The following is a 16,228-nucleotide window of genomic DNA, read 5'->3' on the forward strand; positions in this document are numbered from 1 at the left end:
AGTTTACCCGCTTCCGGCAAATTTTGCAAGCGAAACTCTTATTCGCCGGTTCCGTTTACGGCAATCGACTTGAGCACCTCGATTTCTCCCTCCGTAAACGAAGTGAGTTCCTCTCCGCGTCCCACAAATTGCACCGTGACAAGGGTGTTGTGCACGCAGAGGATTGCCTTCTTCTTGAGGAGTTTTCCGAAGGGCTCGGTGCTCTTATCCAGCTGCAGGGTCACAAAGAAGGGCTTGTCGCCGTAGACCTGAACGCCCACCTGCTCGGCCTCGATAAACTGCGAGATGTAGGCATTCGCGCTGAAAATGGATCTCTCGAGCGCGTTTCCGCTGTTCACCTCGGTCGTGACCTCGATGTAGGATTCGGTGTTATAGTCCGCAACGTTTAAGTGACGGTGATAGAGCGGTCCGTTCTGACTCGAGTTAAACTGCGCGGGAAGTCGAATCGAGATGCTTTCATTGTCTTCGTTGCCATGGAGCACCACGGTTTCGCCGCTGAACGAGGAGCAGTCCTCCACCGCGCTCAAGTCGAGTTCCTTCATCTTTTCCAGATACGCATCTCCGAGTAATCTGACACCCTTCCGCATCTTCTTGAGTTCGCCCGCATCGAGGCTCAGCGGCACCGGCTGTAAATATTCCTCCACGCCGGTCACGGTATTCGGCTTCACATTTTCCTTGTCGACATAGGGCGTTAAGTCGATGCCGGCGGGCTTATACTCGTTCACCGGAACCGTCGCGACGGAATTCACCATCTGCTCCATCAGTTCCTCGGTGAAGGGAGACTCGGTTCTTCCCCTGTATTCCTCCGCAGTCGTGCCGTATTCAAAGCGAAGCACTACCTCGCGGTTTGCGAGAAAGCCGATGTAGTCGACAAAGTCCCGGACCACCCGGCTCTGCCCCGTCCCTCTGTCCGAGCGATAGGAAAGGCGAAGCCACTTTTGCTTCCCCACATTGATGACCTTGGCCTTCATGTCCGTGTAATCTTGGTAGCTGTAGCCGGTCTCGAGCGAACGCACGCGGTCGGCGCCGCGCCGCACACCGGATCCCTGGCCCGCCGTCACCTCAAGCGTGATCGTCGCGGCGCGTCCCTGTCCGTCCTCCGTGACCGCCCAGACCTCGTAATTGGCCTGCTCCGGGTCATTGGAGCGCTGAAAGCCTTTGGCCGGAAGTTCCGCCGTGACAGGTCCCGACGTGAGCGTCAAGACTTCGCCCTCCGGCTTCTTTGCGCTGCTCTTCTTCTCGTCGTAGTTGACATCTCGGAGCTCCGTGAACGCCGCTCTCACCTCGGTCGGAAACTTGCTGTCCTCTTCGCTCGCCTTGCTCGCTGCATTTGTCCCGCCGGATGCACTTGCTCCGTCGCTCGCCTTGGTCTCTTCGCCGCTCCCCGCGTTCGATGCTTCCGACTGCGCCGCAGCGCTCCCATCGATGGACTTTGACTCGGACTTTTTGCCGCCGCAGCCGGAAACCGCCAGTGCCGCCGCCAGAGAAAGTGAAAGTAAAACCGCCTTTTGTCTCTTCTTCATGTCAAACTCCCTTCATCCTCTTGCCGCAGTATTACTGCGGCGCTTCCGTAGCCGCTAACATTTGTTATTATATACGAATCTTTTCTTTCGATGTATTACATTTTTGTAAATTCGGTTCCGCCTGTTCCAACTTAAGCAGATATTTCTTCTTCTCGATTCCCCCCGCATAGCCGCTTAAGCGACCGTCCGCCGCGATGATGCGATGGCAGGGAATGAAGAGAAGCAAGGGGTTATGTGCAACCGCGCCACCGGTCGCATGGGGGGAAATAAAGTCCTTGCCCTCTTTTGCGGCAAGACGCACCGCAAGTTCTTGATAGCTTGCCGTCTGTCCGTAGGGGACCGCTAACATCTCCCGCGCAATCGCCTTTCGAAACTCGGAACCGCTGAATGAAAGCCGCGGGTAAAAGTTCGGCTCCCGCCCCGAAAAATAGAGTTCCAGCCAGCGCGCACTCTCCCGAAAAATCGGAAGTTCGTCTATGCCGCACTCCCGCACACGCTCGCCTTTTAAGAGCGCACGGTCGTATTTCTGCCCGTCAATCCAGAGTCCCGAAAGCGTTATCCCGTCGGCGCTCGCAAGGGTCAGCATCCCAAGCGGAGAGTCTAAGTGTGCAATTTGTATCATTCTGCCTTCTTTCTCATCGAACATTTCCGCTCGCACGGCAGCTCAGTCAAAGTCCATCCAGACCATGTGCTTTCCGCAGTGCAGGCAGCGAAACAGGTAGCACTGCATGGAGCCGCCGTTTACGGACTCCCGTATCCACTGCTTTTCGTTTTCGTCCCACATGGGATCTTCCAATACTTCTTCGAGCACACCCTGTATCTTCATTTCCTTTGCGCCCACGTCGCCGAGGTAGGCGCAGAAATCGCCGCAGTGGGCGCGCCAGTGCTCCTGCTGCCAGCCGATGTAGCCCGGCGTGCGGTGAATCAGCTCATCGAGACGCGCAGGATCCTCAACGCCTTCATCGACCGAAAATTGATCCTGAAATTCCCCGTCGTATTTCTGTGCGGCTTCTCCGCTCGCTATGCAGTTCGGGCAAAAATGACTGTCCGCGTGAAAGCCGTAGAAGGGCCCTTCGTAGTAAATCTTGGTCGGCTTTCCGCAGCAATCGCAGGGAAGCTCCTCTTCCGCCACCCGGAACACACCGGTCTCCAGCGGGTGCGGGTGGTAGCGGAAAAACGGAAGGCCTTCCTCCCGCTTGCTCTCTTCTTTGATCTTTGCCGCTGTCTTCGGGCATTTGACCGCAAAGGTATCGCCCCAATTCTCCGCGTAATCCTTGAGGCTCCCGAGACGCTTTAAGTCCTTTCGATCGCTCTTACTTGCAAGGGCGGAAAAGAGCTCATAGGCACTCTTTTTAAAGTCCAGGAGGTCGTAGACATCGACCAGTACGCGCTTGGCTTCCGGCGCGGTTTCCGCTTCCAAACTTTCCTTCAATGCATAGAGCGCGCGCACGCTGTCCGCATCCTCTTTCTCCCGGTAACGTTTCGAGCATTCGATATACTGTCTCTGAAATTCATTCATCGCGCTTTCCTCCCCAGTCTCTTGCCGATAACGCTGCCATTATAACAAAAAGCAGGCGCCGCACTCCAGTATCAGTTTCCGCAGCACAATGCCATCCGGCGGGATTGACCCCGCCGCCGCTTCAATGCTAGACTGCCTGTAAAGAAAGCGAGGGCGTATGAAAAAAATAAAGCTATTCACAAGCTGCCTGCTTCTCGTCCTAGGGCTCAGCGCCTGCGCGGCAAATAAGGACGCCGCAACAAAAAAGAGCGATACAAGTGCGGCAGCGGCAAGCCAAGGAGAGACAGGTCCGGGTGCAACAAAGCAGGGGGAGACCGCGCAGGGAGACACAGCGCAGGGAGACGCAACACAAGACGAAGCCGGACAGGGCGAAAATGCGGCACAGAACGGAACACCTGAGAGCTCTGCGGCCGAGGAAGCGCTCAAAATGACGCAGGCGGACATCTACTTGGAAGAAATCACCGACTTTTACTACACCGCGGCAAATGCCGAGAACAGCAGCAGCTATCTGCGCTATCGCTTCTATATGAAGGACGGAAGCTATTTCTTCTCCTTTGATAAACGCGACGCAAACGGAAATTACGCAGCCGCCGAAGGGGAAAGCGACAGCGGCGCCGGAAACGTAAGTCTCGGTACCGAGGAGCGCCTCGCCTTTTTCAAGCTGATTCAGACCGGCAGTATCAAAGCGCGGGATGAGAGCAGCGAGAACGGCGGCAGCGGCCCCTGGATGTATCTCTACACCGAGAAGTACCCGGACGGCCTCGTATTTCACTTTGCCTCCGCGACCGAACAGACCGCCTTTGAGGCATACTGCGCGGAACTCGCGGCGCGGGAAACACAGCCGTAACAGAAAAAAAAGAGCCTGAAACAGACCGCGCGTTCAAGGGGCGCACGCTGTTTCAGGCTGCCGTTACCATCGCAAAGGTATAACACACCGGACTTTCCGATTCTTCCTTTTCCTCTCCGGCAGTTCCTCCCACATGCTCTCGACCAACTTACACAGGAACTCTCGGTTATCCACATCATCTACCAAGATCATTTCTTTCGCCCCATCATACGGAAGCTCCATTGGCGCATCCGGCATCAGCTTCACCACCGTCGGAACAGGCTTAACCAGGAGTCGATTATCATATATGCCGCCAAACACCCTGCCGCGATAATACAGGATATACTCACCCATCATCGCCCGATAGGATATTTCGTCCATGCCCGATAGCTGTTCTATGACGAAATCCAGATATTCTTTCGTTGATGCCATATCAATCTCCCTTTGCCTTGATCGGATGCCTGATAACAGTCTTCAGCTTCTCCCGTGCAACACGCCTCATATCAGACAGATAAATCTCGTGGTGCCGCCTGTCATCGGACATATCATTCTCGTATCCGTTTTCATCCAGATACCGATCCATCATGACAACCGTGGTAGGCTCATCATCGTAAGCCCCGATATGCATACACTGCACACAGAGTCCTTCTTCAATCGTAAGGAACTCCACCTTGCTGAAATCCTGCTTTTTCTTATTTGTTGCGTCATTCACCGCCCACTTGAAATCTTCCTCTGTCACAAAGTCGGGAAGCCTTATCACGGAGAGCCACTGAAAATCTTCCTTATGACTGTAATCAACCCCGGACAAGCCATCCTGCCACCAGAAACCTTCCAGCGGGGGAACCACATAATCAAAATACCCCTCAATCTTATGGTCGCCCTTCTTGCTCATCTTGATTGTAAAAGCAATCGCGTATAAAAGCCCGACAGCCGCCTTGTAATCGCCGTCTTCCGCATTCGGATCTCCGCTTCCGCGGACGGCAATATAGTTCATTTTCGGAACCGTGACAATCTCCGGCTTTGCCTTCGGCATATAAAACTCTTTATATTCTTTTTTATAATCAAATGCCATCTGTTCTTCCTCCGGCTTATTGATCTTTTTCTTCATACGGCTTGTTCCATGAACCGATCTCAATCAGGTTCCCTTCGGGATCGGCGATATAGCAGGTTCTCTGCCCCCACGGCTCCGGTTCAGGCTCCAATACCGGCGTTGCACCGTTCTCCACCGCCTTTTTGAAGGCAGCATCAACCTCATCAAAAGTATCGACATACAACGCGATCTCAAAATGGCCATTCAAGCCCTTGATATACTCATATCTCCGGCTTGTCATCTTTTCAAAATCTTTCCTTCCATACAGTAAAAACAGGGTTCCATCCTTCACAAGGTACACATTGGACGTATCCTCCGCCTCTCTAATTTCAAACCCCATCACATCCCGATAAAAGCGAACCATTTTCGCCATATCTTCAACCAGTAATCCAAAACCGTCTAATCTCATACTGCATTATCCTCCATGTAGTTTTTTAATGTTTCCTCAGCAGCTTTCCTAATCGCCCTGCGAACCTCCGGCGGTTCCAGAACCTCTGCGTTGCCACCAAAAGTCAGTATCCATGTGACCAAGTTCTCCATATTCGTATAATCCGCAGAAAAGAGCAGCCGCCCGTCATCCATCTCGGTAAAGCATTCAGAACCGAACTCTTCCACAAGCCGCCACTTCACATCCTGCGTGAAAAGAGCCTTTACCGGGATGCCGCCCGGGAATATCTTCTCATTGGACAAATCCGGCATTGGAACTTCTCGGCATATAAAGGCCTCTCCCGTGTCTGAAAGCCCGTCCATACGGTTCAGCTTAAACAGACGGAAATCCCTGCGGCTTAAGCACCAGCCCCATACATACCAACTCGACCACTGAAATACCAGATAGTACGGCTCTATCGCGCGGACACTCTCACCCGAAGGCGCGTAATACTTGAAATCAAGCAGATGCCTGTTATCTATCGCTTCCTGTATGATCTCAATCTTTGGCGCAAGCATCCCCTTGTACCACGAGGACAGGTCGATAAGCATGGAATCCCTGCCACTTATAAATTCGGATGAGCCTGTCTGAATCTTCTCCATCAGCTGCCCGTAATAGCTGCTTCCGCTCACACTGTCAAGGCTCCGGAGCCCGGCAAGAATCATCCGCATATCCTTTGATGTAAGGATTGTCCTGTCCATGCGGTATCCGTCCATGATGCTGATACCGCCTCCTGTACCCTGCATCGTCCTTATCGGGATTCCGGCTTTGCAAAGGTCCTCGATATCCCGGTTAATCGTTCGCCTGGAAACCTCAAACCGCTTCGCCAGTTCGGGCGCCGTTGTCTTCTCTTCCTGCAGCAAGATCGACAATATCCCAATCAGCCTGTCTATCTTCATTATTTTTCACGCTCCGTTCATATCTTAACAAAGATAACACGACATAAGTATGTCATGTTTATTGTATCGCTACATCTTTTTTCTGAAAACAAAATAGACGGCCAACAAGGACAGAGGCCTTCCCCATCCCAAAGGATGGGGAAGGCCTCTTGTTGTCTCTCACCCGAACTCAATTTTCACTGCGCCTATCGCAGTAGGCTTGGATTGCCTTTTCCGCAAACTTCGCACTTCCTTCGCCTGCCGCGCGGTCTATGTTCTCCGTGAATTCACCGCCGCAGGCGTACACTGTTCCGAGCGAGCGGAGAATCTCATCCGTACACTCGTAAAAATTCTCTGTAATATACCCCTTAAGCTTCTTGACCCAGAGCTGCGCTTCGCCTTCTTCCGCCGCTCCGTCCTTCAATTGCCCCAGTTCCCGAAAAATTGCCATAAGTTCTGTCATCATAAGCCGCCTGTCATTTTGACTTCGTTTGACATCCGCCTCCTCGAACGCTTTGTATTGCGGCGTATGCCCCCAGGCTGCCTTTGCCTCTTCGGCATATGCTTGAATCCGTTCTGTCGTAAAAGCCGAAAAATCCATACGTTTCACTCCTATTCGTTTGATTCCACAGGCAAACGCAATCAATCTTTCCAACCTCTCTTTCTTTAATTCGAGAAGTCTGATTTGTTGGGAAAGAGCCTTATTCTCATCGTAGTCGGCGCATTCCAAAATGCGCTTAATTTCGCTGAGCGGAAACTCAAGTTCCTTGAACAGCAAAATCTGTTGCAGCTTGGCAAGTGCCGTATCGTCATACAGCCGGTATCCCGCTTCCGTATGGTCTGTGGGATGTAACAAACCGATCTTGTCGTAGTATTGCAAGGTGCGTATACTCACCCCGCTCAACTTGCTGACCTCATTCACCGTCCTCATATGCTCTTCCCTCCTGTGTGCTTTCATCCTAGACTATGACCTAAGGTAAGAGTCAAGTGTTTTTCACAACGAAAAAAGAGCTTCCCGCCGCAGCGGAAAGCTCTCTTTTTTGTTCACTATTTGCCCTTGCCGTTTTCGGACTGCTCTCAGTCTTCCACCAGCGGGCTCTTTACGTAAGCCATGACCAGCGCCTCTGCCGCGTCGATCGACTCCTTGTTGGTGCGCTCGTAGGAGTGACTCGACTCGATGCCTGCGCCGAGCAGTGCGTGCTTCACTTCCGCACCTGCGTTCAGCGCTGCGGAAGCGTCGCTGCCGTAGTAGGGGTAGATGTCCACGCGATAGGGAATCTTGTTCTCCTTCGCAAGGCTCACAAGTCTCTGACGGAACGCATAGTGATAAGGGCCGGTGCCGTCCTTTGCGCAGATGGAAACCGTGTACTCATCGGTCTGCTGATCGTCGCCCATTGCGCCCATGTCGCAAGCCAGGTACTCAACCACCTTCTCCGGAATCGAAGAGTTGCAACCGTGGCCCACTTCCTCGTAAACCGAGAACGCAAAGTGGGTCGTGTACGGAAGCTCAATCTTCTCCTTGCTGATGCGATCCAGAATGTCGAGGAGAATCGCAACGCTCGCCTTGTCATCGAGGAAGCGGCTCTTCACAAAGCCCTTCTCGGTAATCAGGGTGCGCGGATCGAAGGAGACAAAGTCACCCACTTCGATGCCGAGCGCTCTGGTCTCTTCCTCGTTGGTCACCTTCTCGTCGAGGCGCACTTCCATGTTGTCCTGCGTTCTCTCTGCCGTGCCCGCATCCTTATAGACGTGGCAGCTGGTCTGGTGAATCAGGATGGTTCCGCTGATTTTCTTGCCGTCAGCCGTGTGCACCGTGCAGTTCTCGCCCTCGACCATGTTCCAGGGGTAGCCGCCGATCTGCGCGAGCTTTAAGCGACCGCTCGACTTGACCGCGCGAACCATAGCGCCGAGGGTATCCACGTGCGCGGTCAGCATGCGCTGATGCTCATCGTCCTTGCCCTTGACAGTCACAATCACAAGACCCTTGGCCGTGTGCTTCACCGGGAAGCCGAATTCCTTTGCCTTCGCAAGCAGGTACTCCTGCACTTCCTTCGTGAAGCCGGTCGGAGAGGGAATTGCGAGTACTTCCTGTAAATACTTCAATGTTTGAGACATACCGCTCCTCCTTACAAAAATAGGGTGCCCGCAAGCGGGCACTTGTCCGTGTCTAATCAAAATTATCTTAGCATAAGCATTCTTGCTTTGGTAGCATCTGCCGGAACTTTATGCCTCCTTGCGAAGCTTATAACAGTCCGGGCAGCCCCCGGTGCATATCTCACAGGAGAGCTGCTCGGGAATCAACTGTTCAAAGCGGGCGCCGTCTATCTCAAAGTGGTAGAGCTTCGAGGCCGCACGGGAGCGGAGCTCGTTTTTCTCATCAAAGAGCAGGTAAGTCACCGTTTCTCCGAGGACATCGTCCTCGTATTGGGTGATGAAGATGCGATAGCTGTGCCCGCCCATCTGAAACGCCACGCGGTTCCGCTCGGCACTGAGCTCCGTGACCTCCTCTTCCGGAATCCCGGCGCGGGAGAGCACGGCGCTGAGCAAGAGCTCAAGGTGCTTAACACGAAATTCTCCGCCCTCGATTTGGCTCACGCTCCCTTCTTTAAAACGCTGTAATCCTGCATCAGCTTGTCGTTTTCCATGAGGAAGGTATGTGCGGTCGGCTGGTTCTCATCCAAATCATAGAGTCCCATGAGATAGGCATTTAAGCTCGCGCGGTTTTCAAAGTACAGCGCGCGGTACTGCTTCTGGAACGCAAGTTTCTCGACAAAGAGAAGCTTTCCGCTGTCCTCCTGAATGATCACACCCACGTGGCCCGGGAAGAGGATGTTCTCCTCCGGGGTAATCTTGGAGTGCAGCCAGACGGTCACAAGGCTTGCCTTGCCGTCCGCAAAGGAGATGCCTCTCTCCTTCCACGCCTTCTGAACCTGCTTCACCTGCTCTGCGACATCCTTCGTATCCGCCGCCGGAACCTCGGCAAAGAGGCGCGCAAAGGCATCGTTTTGACTGCTGTCCCAAAGGGTCTCCGGCGCTTTCTGAAGTGCCTCCATATCAAAGGCCAGGTTCTCCTTCCCGGAGAGTCCGTCCCCGCTTCCGCCCTCTACCTTGACCAGCGAATTGCCGAGCATGAAGGCCGTAATGCGACAGTTGGTGCCCACAAAATCCGGATAGGCCTTTTCCCAGCGATCCGCCATCTCATCTTCGGTGCTCGCATCGCCGACCGCTGTCTGAAAGCGCTCTACTTCGCGCTGAAATTCCTGAATATCGGACTCCGGAATACCCGCCTTGGCAAGCGCGGCACTGACTTCCTCCTGTCCGCTCTTCTCCGACAAATTGATTTCAACCGGTTCGCTCACGCTCGCACTCTGCTTCGCACTGCCGCAGGCCATGAGACTAAGTCCCATGAGCGCTGCGGCCGCAAAACGGAGTGCCTTATTTCCCGCCCGCATTACGCCTGATGCGCTGCGATGATCTCTTTGATTTTCGCAATCAGCGTGTTGACGTCGATACCGGAAGTCTCGGAGACCTGACCCAGGTTCACCCGGCTCACAACGGCCTTCGCAATCGGGTTGTTGAGCGCCGCGAACTTGTCGCTGTACTTGACAAGCTCGTCCTTTAAGAACGGGTACTGCTTGAAGAGCTCCGCGAGCTTCGTCATATTGGTAATATCCATGATTTTCTCCCTTCCGAGGCAGCCTGCTGCCTCTCAAGCGCCATGTAAAACAAAATAGCGGCAGAACCATCGTCCTGCCGCTATAGTATAGCAATCCACTCCACTAATTTCTACTGATTTTCTATGAATTCGCTGTGTCCGCCGCTCAGCGCGACGGGTGCTGCACCGAGTCCACAATCAGAGCGACCATCAGTACGCGGAGCACATTGCGCGCATTCGGCACATCGATTGCATAGGTGTCGCGGACCTTGAGATAGGCCTTCGAAATATTTGCAATCTCCCTGCCCTCGTCGTCTGTCACTTGGTACTCGTGGTCCAGGAAGTTGCCCTGCACCGTCCAGCCGGACTGCTCCAATTCGTATCGCGGCCGAAACAGTGTGATTTTTTTGACCATGCGGTCAATCTTCTCGCCGTTCTCATAAAAATTGTAGTGCGGCATCAGGTGAAACATCTCGAATTTCGTATGTGCGATTTCCTCTCCCGCCGCGTTCCGTATGCGAAGCTCCGGCGTAAGCGCAAACTTTCCGTTGACCTGAAAGAGCTTCTGCCCCGCTTCGTCGCAGACATCGTAGTGATCCAAAATCGACAAAAGCCGCTGGCGCATCAAAATTCTCATCGTATCGTTTCTCCTTCTCTGTGTATTCTGTCATGCTTCCCCGGTACAATCATAGCCCGGCTCATTCCTCCGAAAAAGGGCGGCGGTCTCTCGACAGCCGCCCTTTCGGGATAACTTTATTTCAGCAAGGTCATGACAAGCGGAATCACGACCACAAAGAGCACCGTGCTGGTGACAACGACATTTGTGGCATATTCGACATCTCCGTCCGCATCCCCCGCAAGAATGGGCAGCACCGTGAGTGCCGGAACCGCGGACTGCACAATCATGGTGTCTCTGAGCTTCGCCGGAAGCGCGATACCGCAGCGCACTGCGAGGTATAGAGCAGTTGCCGTTAGGACAGGACTCAGGACAAATTTACCGAGCAAAGCCACAACGGTGTCCTTGTCAAAACGCACACTCCGAAGCCCCGCCTCCGACAGCACAATGCCGATGTAAAGCAGGGAGAGCGGCGTCACCAGAGTTCCCAGATAAGAGAGCGTTTCCGTAACCGGCTTCGGCAAGTGAATGCCGAGCAACAACACCGGCAGCGCTGCAAGCAGCCCCAGAATCGGCGGCGACAAAATCTGCTTGAGATTTACCTTTCCGCCCCCCGCTCCTTGTGTCCGGCCGTCTCGCGCAATAAACACCGCACCGACAGTCCAGGTCGAAAGCGTGTTCAAAACATAGTAAACCAAAAAGTAAGAGATTGCCTCCGTTCCGAACAGCGCCTGATTGAGCGGCATACCGATAAAAATGGTATTCGCGTTCACGACGGTATTCAGAAAAATACCCTTGCGGCCGCGGGGCACGCGGCTCAGGCGCATGATGAAATACGACAAGATATAATTCGCGCCGAAGACAATGAGACCGATTACGAGCGGTTTCGCAAGCTCCTCCAAGGTCTTGACCGTCAGATTATTGACGACAGAAAGAAAGACCGAGGCAGGCAGAGCAACGTTCATAACCAAGAATGTCAAATTGCGGTCGAGCCCCTTGCTCAGGAATTTCTTTTCACGCAGAACAAAACCCAGCACAATCAGGGCAATAATCGGAATAATACCGGAGAGTACCTCTAATATCATGCGCGTTCTCCGTTAGAGCGGCTTGTACTCTGCGGTCCAGGTAACATCCGCAATCAGTTTCTCCACCTCTCCTTCCACACGGTTCAAGTTCTGCTTCATCGCGCATTCCGCGACCACCGAAGCCACTGTATGGGAGAACTCCGTAAGCCGCGCAACCGGCGGAATAACAGCCGCTCCCGGAACATCGGGGGTGAGGAAGGAACCGAGCGAGTGTGCCGCTGCGGAAATCATCTCGTCCGTCATGCGGCTGCTGTTTACGGCAATGCTGCCGAGACCGAGACCCGGGTAAATCAGCGCGTTGTTCGCCTGACCGATTTCGTAGCGAACGCCCTTATACTCCACCGAATCTGCGGGAATTCCCGTTGCGACCATTGCCTTGCCTTCGGACCAGGCAATCAGATCCTCCGCCTTTGCCTCCGCAAGTTCGGTCGGATTGCTGAGCGGGAAAATAATCGGGTGCTCGCACCAAGAGCACATACCGCGCACAATCTTCTCGGTAAATGTACCGGGCCGGGTCGAAGTTCCCACCATAATCGTGGGCTTCACCGCAAACACCGCAGCCTCCAAAGTCGTGAGCTCATTCGCATTCTGAAATTCCGTTCGCTTTCTCGCAAACGGACGCTGTTCCGGCGTGAGATCTGTCATATCGTCAAACAGCAACCCCTGCTTATCCACCAAATAGAAGCGCTGTCTCGCCTCTTCCTCGCTGAGCCCCTGGGCGATCATTTCCTTGTACACGCGATCCGCAATGCCGGCACCTGCCGTTCCGGCACCGAAGCAGAGATATTTCTGATCTGTGATTTTCTCCTTGTTAATGCGCATTGCCCCAAGGATACCCGCGAGGGAAATAATGCCGGTGCCTTGCACGTCGTCATTAAAGACCGGGAATCGGTCACGATAACGTTTTAACACCGCAGCCGCATCGGCTCTGCCAAAATCTTCAAAGTGCAAATAGAGCCGCGGGAATAGCTTCTCGACCGCCTGAACAAAACGCTCCACAAACGCATTGTACTGCTCGCCGTAAATTCTCGGATGACGGTTTCCCAAGTAGAACTTGTCCTGCAGAAGCGACTCGCGATTTGTGCCGCAGTCCAACACAACCGGAAGAATGCAGGACGGATCAATGCCGGCCGCCGCGGTATAGACCATCAGCTTTCCGACCGCAATGTCCACTCCGTTCGTGCCCCAGTCCCCAATTCCCAAAATTCCCTCGGCATCCGTTGCGACAATCAAGCGTATCTCTCTGCCTTCCGCAGCGCTTCGGAGGGAAGCCTCTATCTCATCCGGACGGTCAATCGAGAGATAGCAGGCATTCTGTGTATCCACAAACTGCTCGCTGTACTTCTCAATACTTTCGGCAATGACCGGGTCGTAGACAATGGGCATGAGCTCTACCAGATGCTCGCGAAATACGTAGTAAAAGAGGGTGCGGTTGTGGTTAAAGACATCCATGAGAAAACGTCTCTCCTCAATCAAGGAACTCTTCTTCTTCATCTCCGCATAGACGCGCTCCGCCTGGAGCTCAATGGTCTCAACCGCCGGAGGCAGCAGCCCCTCCAGCTGATATGCCTTGCGCTCCTCCTGCGTAAATGCCGTCCCCTTGTTGAGGAACGGATCCTTTAAGAGCTCATATCCCGACTTTGTCATGTTGAACCTCCTGATTCAAAATCACCGGCAAACTCACTCGAGTCTGTTATCGCGGTTATAACAGATAAATTTCGATGTTTCCAATGAATTATCTGTGAATCCCTGTGTTCCGGTATAAGTTCGGAAGTTCGTTCGTCCCAAAGCCGTTCGGCGCAGGCGCTCCGGTATCTCCTCGATTGATACGTGCTGCGCATACTGCCCTCATTTTCACCGCAATGGGCGCAGCGAAGCGTTGTGTTTTCTGCCGTTCAGGCTTCTTCCGCGCCCCAGACCTCTTCCGCAATTTCTTTGACGAGGCGAAGCTTTGCAAACTGCTCTTCCTCCGTCAGCTTGTTTCCGATTTCGCAGGAGGCAAATCCGCACTGCGGGCTCAAATACAAATCGCGAAGCGGTACATACTGCGAAGCCTCATAGATGCGACGTTTTATGAGTTCCTTGGATTCGAGCTCCGGACGCTTGCTCGTGATGAGGCCGAGCACCACCTTCTTGCCGCGCGGAATCTCTTTTAAGCTCGTAAAGTTGCCGGAGCGCTTGTCATCGTACTCCAGATAAAAGCTCTCCACCTTTTCCTGTGCAAAGACATAGGGTGCCACCTTGTCGTAGGGGCCGCTGCTCGCGTAGGTCGAGTGATAGTTGCCGCGGCAGATATGGGTGTTCACGACCAAATCCTCCGGCAAATTCTCGAGGGAGAGGTTATTGACCTTCAGATAGCGCTCCGCTTCCTGCTCAAGCGTTGCGCCGTCGCCTTCGCGCATCTTCCAGTAGCCTTCCTCATCCACGATCATGCCCCAGGTGCAGTCATCGAGCTGAATGTTCCGGCAGCCCGCCGCGTAGAGGTCCAGATAGACTCTGTGATAGGCCGCCGCAAGGTCGCGAAGCAGCTCTTCGTCGTCCGGATAAAACTCCCTTGTAATCCGCGCATTGTCCTCACGGAAGAGCTCGGCGAGGGTCTGCGCCGGAGCGGGCAGAGTTTGCTTTGCAATCGTGTTCTCGTCCTCAAACTGCTTTACGAAGAGAAAATCCTGTACAATCGGATGGTTCTCGCCGCTTATTTTTCCCGTCATGCGGCAGGAACCGTGTGTGGTCTCCTCGCCCTTAAAATAATAGCCGTGGTCCAGCTCGATCTCCTCGATGCCGTTTAGCCCCCACATGAAATCAAGGTGCCAGTAGCTCCGACGGAACTCGCCGTCCGTAATCACACGGTAGCCGAGTGCCTTCTGCTTCTCAATCAAATCCGTGATGCAGGCATCCTCCACCTTGCGGAGTTCCTCACGTGAAATCTTCTTTGCGTTCCAATCGGCTCTTGCCTCTTTTAATACCTCCGGACGCAGAAAGCTCCCGACATAATCATAGCGAAACGGTGTTTCGAATTTGCTCATTATGAATCCTCCTTGCGTAACTCTGATGCGCTTTATTCTAAGCACTTGCCGTCCCCTTGAAAAATATTTATAATATCTGAAAATCCATAGTTTCATTTTATTAAATGAGGTATCACCATGACGCTACGCCAGCTTCGTTACGTTGATGTCATTGCCAAGCGCGGCTCCCTGACCGCCGCAGCCGAGGTTCTCTTTGTGACCCAGCCCTCTCTGACCGCCGCGCTCCGCGAACTTGAGCAGGAACTGGGCATCACCCTCTTTTTGCGCTCTCGGAAGGGGCTCACCCTGACTACCGCGGGCGAGGAATTTCTGGCCTACGCGCGCCAAATTCTGGATCAGGTCTCCCTCGTGGAACAGCGCTATACCGGAGAGGCGCGCGGGCGGCGTCACTTCTGCGTTTCCTCCCAGCACTACTCCTTTGCGGTCGAGGCCTTTGTAGCCCTCTTAAACACCTACGGCGGCTCGCAGTACGAGTTCCACATGCGGGAGACCGAGACCTACCGCATCTTAGAAGATGTATCAAAGCTCCGCTCGGAAATCGGCGTGCTCTACCGAAATCAATTCAACGAGGCCGTGCTGCAGCGGAGTTTCCAGGAGATGAAGCTCCTCTTTACGCCGCTCTGCCGCGTGAAGCCGCATGTCTTCCTCGGAACCCATCATCCGCTCACACAAAAAAAGGAGGTCTCCATGGAAGACCTCCGCGCCTACCCCCGCCTCTCCTATGAGCAGGGGCAGCACAATTCCTTTTATTTTTCCGAGGAAATTCAAAGTGCCGCCGAGTCCGAAAAGGATATCGTGGTCTGCGACCGCGCGACCCTCTTTAATCTCTTGATCGGCATGAACGGCTATACCATTTGCTCCGGCATCATCAACACCGAGTTAAACGGCGAGAACATCGTCGCACGTCCGCTCGCGGTCGATGACTATATGGAAATCGGCTATGTCCTCCCGAAGGAGCGCCCGGCCGGGGATTTGACCCTCGCCTACATTGATTTCCTCAAGCAGTTTGCGCGCTGAGTCTCACTCGACCCAGAGCACCCGCCCGGGTTTCCGCGGCGCTGCCTTCGGAAGCTCGCCCTCGATATAGCCGACGGCGCAGTGTCCGATCCCAATCCACTTGCCCGAAACGCCGAGTTCCTTGAGGAGCGCAATGAATTCCGGCTGTTCAAACTCTTCCCTCGCGCGGTTAATCCAGATGCTGCCGAGACCGAGGGCATGTGCCGCGAGCATGAGGTTGCCCATCACGAGGCTGCCGTCATAGACCGCATTGCCCCAGTCTTTTTCGGCGAGCACCAGGAGGATGACAGGCGCGCCGTAGAAGGGATCGAAGCCCTCCGCCCAGCCGCCGATCTTTCGATTCGCCTCGACAAAACGCGCGCGAAGCGCGGGATTGGTAATCGCTACGGTAAGCGTCGCCTGACGCCCCTTGCCGTTTGCCGCATAGAGGCCTGTCTCCAGTATCGTTTCGATGTCCTCCCGCTTCGGGAGCTCTTTCTTAAACTTCCGTATGCTGCGGCGCTCCAACATGGCCTTGATTACTTCATTCATATTGACTCCTCTCACTGCGGCCTTCGTGCCGCTTT

Annotated in this window: 19 protein-coding genes; 2 read left to right on the forward strand and 17 right to left on the reverse strand. The window is 54.0% G+C overall.

Going from position 1 to position 16,228, the window contains the following annotated elements:
* Window positions 1–38 precede the first annotated feature (38 nt).
* The 3 genes from QU660_RS07410 to QU660_RS07420 all read right to left on the reverse strand — a co-directional run bounded on the left by QU660_RS07410 (window position 39) and on the right by QU660_RS07420 (window position 3,042).
* Entirely contained in the window at window positions 39–1,523 is a 1,485-nt protein-coding gene (locus QU660_RS07410; RefSeq protein ID WP_304945892.1) for a hypothetical protein, read from the reverse strand.
* A 67-nt stretch (window positions 1,524–1,590) separates the two neighbouring features.
* Complete coding sequence (locus QU660_RS07415; RefSeq protein ID WP_304945893.1) at window positions 1,591–2,145, reverse strand: methylated-DNA--[protein]-cysteine S-methyltransferase; 555 nt, start codon at window positions 2,143–2,145, stop codon at window positions 1,591–1,593.
* Window positions 2,146–2,187: 42 nt separating this feature from the next.
* The gene (locus QU660_RS07420; RefSeq protein ID WP_304945894.1) at window positions 2,188–3,042 is read right to left on the reverse strand and encodes a CbrC family protein; all 855 of its coding nucleotides are present in this window, start codon (window positions 3,040–3,042) and stop codon (window positions 2,188–2,190) included.
* Between the two features lie 157 nt (window positions 3,043–3,199).
* Between QU660_RS07420 and QU660_RS07425 the strand changes: the two genes are divergently transcribed.
* A complete protein-coding gene (locus QU660_RS07425) occupies window positions 3,200–3,889 on the forward strand; it encodes a hypothetical protein (RefSeq protein ID WP_304945895.1) in 690 nt (229 codons plus the stop codon).
* A gap of 63 nt (window positions 3,890–3,952) precedes the next feature.
* Here the strand turns inward: QU660_RS07425 and QU660_RS07430 are convergent, their stop codons facing one another.
* The 13 genes from QU660_RS07430 to QU660_RS07490 all read right to left on the reverse strand — a co-directional run bounded on the left by QU660_RS07430 (window position 3,953) and on the right by QU660_RS07490 (window position 14,645).
* Window positions 3,953–4,300, reverse strand: a complete 348-nt coding sequence (locus QU660_RS07430) for a TfoX/Sxy family protein (protein ID WP_304945896.1) — start codon at window positions 4,298–4,300, stop codon at window positions 3,953–3,955.
* A 1-nt stretch (window position 4,301) separates the two neighbouring features.
* The gene (locus QU660_RS07435) at window positions 4,302–4,940 is read right to left on the reverse strand and encodes a GyrI-like domain-containing protein (protein ID WP_304947240.1); all 639 of its coding nucleotides are present in this window, start codon (window positions 4,938–4,940) and stop codon (window positions 4,302–4,304) included.
* Between the two features lie 16 nt (window positions 4,941–4,956).
* Window positions 4,957–5,367 carry a VOC family protein gene (locus tag QU660_RS07440; protein WP_304945897.1) on the reverse strand — a complete coding sequence of 137 codons (411 nt, stop codon included), beginning with the start codon at window positions 5,365–5,367 and terminating at the stop codon, window positions 4,957–4,959.
* The gene (locus QU660_RS07445) at window positions 5,364–6,284 is read right to left on the reverse strand and encodes a helix-turn-helix transcriptional regulator (RefSeq protein ID WP_304945898.1); all 921 of its coding nucleotides are present in this window, start codon (window positions 6,282–6,284) and stop codon (window positions 5,364–5,366) included. Before QU660_RS07445 ends, QU660_RS07440 begins: the two co-directional genes overlap by 4 nt.
* A 169-nt stretch (window positions 6,285–6,453) precedes the next feature.
* Complete coding sequence (locus QU660_RS07450) at window positions 6,454–7,194, reverse strand: MerR family transcriptional regulator (protein ID WP_304945899.1); 741 nt, start codon at window positions 7,192–7,194, stop codon at window positions 6,454–6,456.
* A 146-nt stretch (window positions 7,195–7,340) separates the two neighbouring features.
* A complete protein-coding gene (locus QU660_RS07455) occupies window positions 7,341–8,378 on the reverse strand; it encodes a M42 family metallopeptidase (RefSeq protein ID WP_304945900.1) in 1,038 nt (345 codons plus the stop codon).
* 108 nt (window positions 8,379–8,486) lie between these two features.
* Window positions 8,487–8,858, reverse strand: coding sequence for a hypothetical protein (locus QU660_RS07460; RefSeq protein ID WP_304945901.1), 372 nt, complete (start codon window positions 8,856–8,858; stop codon window positions 8,487–8,489).
* Window positions 8,855–9,715, reverse strand: coding sequence for a DUF4300 family protein (locus tag QU660_RS07465; RefSeq protein ID WP_304945902.1), 861 nt, complete (start codon window positions 9,713–9,715; stop codon window positions 8,855–8,857). Before QU660_RS07465 ends, QU660_RS07460 begins: the two co-directional genes overlap by 4 nt.
* Entirely contained in the window at window positions 9,715–9,939 is a 225-nt protein-coding gene (locus tag QU660_RS07470) for a DUF1858 domain-containing protein (protein ID WP_304945903.1), read from the reverse strand. Before QU660_RS07470 ends, QU660_RS07465 begins: the two co-directional genes overlap by 1 nt.
* A gap of 145 nt (window positions 9,940–10,084) precedes the next feature.
* Entirely contained in the window at window positions 10,085–10,555 is a 471-nt protein-coding gene (locus QU660_RS07475; protein WP_304945904.1) for an LURP-one-related/scramblase family protein, read from the reverse strand.
* A 116-nt stretch (window positions 10,556–10,671) separates the two neighbouring features.
* Window positions 10,672–11,619 carry an AEC family transporter gene (locus tag QU660_RS07480; RefSeq protein ID WP_304945905.1) on the reverse strand — a complete coding sequence of 316 codons (948 nt, stop codon included), beginning with the start codon at window positions 11,617–11,619 and terminating at the stop codon, window positions 10,672–10,674.
* Window positions 11,620–11,631: 12 nt separating this feature from the next.
* Window positions 11,632–13,266 (reverse strand): malolactic enzyme, encoded by a 1,635-nt coding sequence (locus QU660_RS07485; RefSeq protein ID WP_304945906.1) that lies wholly within the window; start codon window positions 13,264–13,266, stop codon window positions 11,632–11,634.
* Window positions 13,267–13,514: 248 nt separating this feature from the next.
* Complete coding sequence (locus QU660_RS07490) at window positions 13,515–14,645, reverse strand: 5-methyltetrahydropteroyltriglutamate--homocysteine S-methyltransferase (RefSeq protein WP_304945907.1); 1,131 nt, start codon at window positions 14,643–14,645, stop codon at window positions 13,515–13,517.
* A gap of 117 nt (window positions 14,646–14,762) precedes the next feature.
* On the opposite strand from QU660_RS07490, the gene QU660_RS07495 reads away from it, so the two are divergent.
* Complete coding sequence (locus tag QU660_RS07495) at window positions 14,763–15,662, forward strand: LysR family transcriptional regulator (RefSeq protein ID WP_304945908.1); 900 nt, start codon at window positions 14,763–14,765, stop codon at window positions 15,660–15,662.
* Between the two features lie 3 nt (window positions 15,663–15,665).
* On the opposite strand, the gene QU660_RS07500 is transcribed toward QU660_RS07495, so the two are convergent.
* Window positions 15,666–16,193 carry a nitroreductase family protein gene (locus tag QU660_RS07500; protein ID WP_304945909.1) on the reverse strand — a complete coding sequence of 176 codons (528 nt, stop codon included), beginning with the start codon at window positions 16,191–16,193 and terminating at the stop codon, window positions 15,666–15,668.
* Window positions 16,194–16,228 lie beyond the last annotated feature (35 nt).

The sequence above is a fragment of the Stomatobaculum sp. F0698 genome (genome assembly GCF_030644385.1).
GTDB lineage: Bacteria > Bacillota > Clostridia > Lachnospirales > Lachnospiraceae > Moryella.

Coding starts and splice junctions, on each gene's coding strand:
- QU660_RS07425 (WP_304945895.1), top strand. CDS start 3,200: ATGAAAAAAATAAAGCTATTCACAAGCTGCCTGCTTCTCGTCCTAGGG.
- QU660_RS07415 (WP_304945893.1), bottom strand. CDS start 2,145: ATGATACAAATTGCACACTTAGACTCTCCGCTTGGGATGCTGACCCTT.
- QU660_RS07455 (WP_304945900.1), bottom strand. CDS start 8,378: ATGTCTCAAACATTGAAGTATTTACAGGAAGTACTCGCAATTCCCTCT.
- QU660_RS07420 (WP_304945894.1), bottom strand. CDS start 3,042: ATGAATGAATTTCAGAGACAGTATATCGAATGCTCGAAACGTTACCGG.
- QU660_RS07475 (WP_304945904.1), bottom strand. CDS start 10,555: ATGAGAATTTTGATGCGCCAGCGGCTTTTGTCGATTTTGGATCACTAC.
- QU660_RS07470 (WP_304945903.1), bottom strand. CDS start 9,939: ATGGATATTACCAATATGACGAAGCTCGCGGAGCTCTTCAAGCAGTAC.
- QU660_RS07495 (WP_304945908.1), top strand. CDS start 14,763: ATGACGCTACGCCAGCTTCGTTACGTTGATGTCATTGCCAAGCGCGGC.
- QU660_RS07480 (WP_304945905.1), bottom strand. CDS start 11,619: ATGATATTAGAGGTACTCTCCGGTATTATTCCGATTATTGCCCTGATT.
- QU660_RS07450 (WP_304945899.1), bottom strand. CDS start 7,194: ATGAGGACGGTGAATGAGGTCAGCAAGTTGAGCGGGGTGAGTATACGC.
- QU660_RS07430 (WP_304945896.1), bottom strand. CDS start 4,300: ATGGCATCAACGAAAGAATATCTGGATTTCGTCATAGAACAGCTATCG.
- QU660_RS07445 (WP_304945898.1), bottom strand. CDS start 6,284: ATGAAGATAGACAGGCTGATTGGGATATTGTCGATCTTGCTGCAGGAA.
- QU660_RS07410 (WP_304945892.1), bottom strand. CDS start 1,523: ATGAAGAAGAGACAAAAGGCGGTTTTACTTTCACTTTCTCTGGCGGCG.
- QU660_RS07440 (WP_304945897.1), bottom strand. CDS start 5,367: ATGAGATTAGACGGTTTTGGATTACTGGTTGAAGATATGGCGAAAATG.
- QU660_RS07490 (WP_304945907.1), bottom strand. CDS start 14,645: ATGAGCAAATTCGAAACACCGTTTCGCTATGATTATGTCGGGAGCTTT.
- QU660_RS07485 (WP_304945906.1), bottom strand. CDS start 13,266: ATGACAAAGTCGGGATATGAGCTCTTAAAGGATCCGTTCCTCAACAAG.
- QU660_RS07435 (WP_304947240.1), bottom strand. CDS start 4,940: ATGGCATTTGATTATAAAAAAGAATATAAAGAGTTTTATATGCCGAAG.
- QU660_RS07465 (WP_304945902.1), bottom strand. CDS start 9,715: ATGCGGGCGGGAAATAAGGCACTCCGTTTTGCGGCCGCAGCGCTCATG.
- QU660_RS07500 (WP_304945909.1), bottom strand. CDS start 16,193: ATGAATGAAGTAATCAAGGCCATGTTGGAGCGCCGCAGCATACGGAAG.